Genomic DNA, 721 nt, shown 5'->3' with positions numbered 1-721 from the left:
CTGGGCGGCTGGCGGGTGTCGCGCATAGAAGCCTGTGAAGGAATTCGCGATGTATAAGTTGATCAGCACCGTGCTGGCCATGACCCTGGCCGGGGCCGTGTGGGCCGAAGAACCGGCGAACAAGATGGACAACCCCAAGCCGTTGCCGGACGACGTCAGCCTGCCGCTGCCCTGCGACGGCGAGATGGTGTTCCGCTACGTCTACGTGCTGGCCCAGGGCACCCTGGACGACCGTGAGGTGAACCTCGGCTACCCCTTCAGCGAGGGTGAGAGCGGTTACCAGCAGTCGTTCATTTCCGGCTATCGGCGGGACTACATCAACGGCCAGTTCACCCTCAAGGACCTGCCTGGCGCCTGGGGCAAGACCATTGGCCCGGCGCTGCCGAAAAGTGGCGCCGGGGTGCCCCTCAAGCCAATGCTGTATTTCATCGGCAAGTACGAGGTCACTGCCCGCCAGTACGCTCAGGTCATGGCCCAGGCCCAGTCCCTGGCCAGCGGTGATCCGGCCCCGGCCTGTGAGGCGCCGGAGGGCCTGCAGGGGCGCCTGCCCAAGGTCAAGCTGTCGCGCTTCGAGGCCGAGCGCTTTGCCGCGGTGTACAGCGCCTGGCTGATGAAGAACCACCGCGACCTGCTGCCGGTCAGCGGCCGTGGCAGTTCCTCGGAAGACGGTGGCCTGGGCTTTGTGCGCCTGCCCACCGAGGTGGAGTGGGAATACGCCGCC

The 721-nt window shown here is 66.3% G+C and carries 1 protein-coding gene; it reads left to right on the top strand.

Translation table 11 applies throughout. The features are described from left to right. Window positions 1–49: 49 nt before the first annotated feature. Window positions 50–721, top strand: a 672-nt coding sequence (locus F6S12_RS32540) for a formylglycine-generating enzyme family protein (RefSeq protein WP_315869963.1), incomplete at its 3' end; no start/stop codon positions are given.

Source organism: Pseudomonas sp. JV245A, from assembly GCF_032424515.1.
In the GTDB taxonomy this organism is placed as follows: Bacteria; Pseudomonadota; Gammaproteobacteria; order Pseudomonadales; family Pseudomonadaceae; genus Aquipseudomonas; species Aquipseudomonas protegens.
Note: the sequence above shows the minus strand (reverse complement) of the source record. Positions and strands in the feature narration are given on the sequence as shown.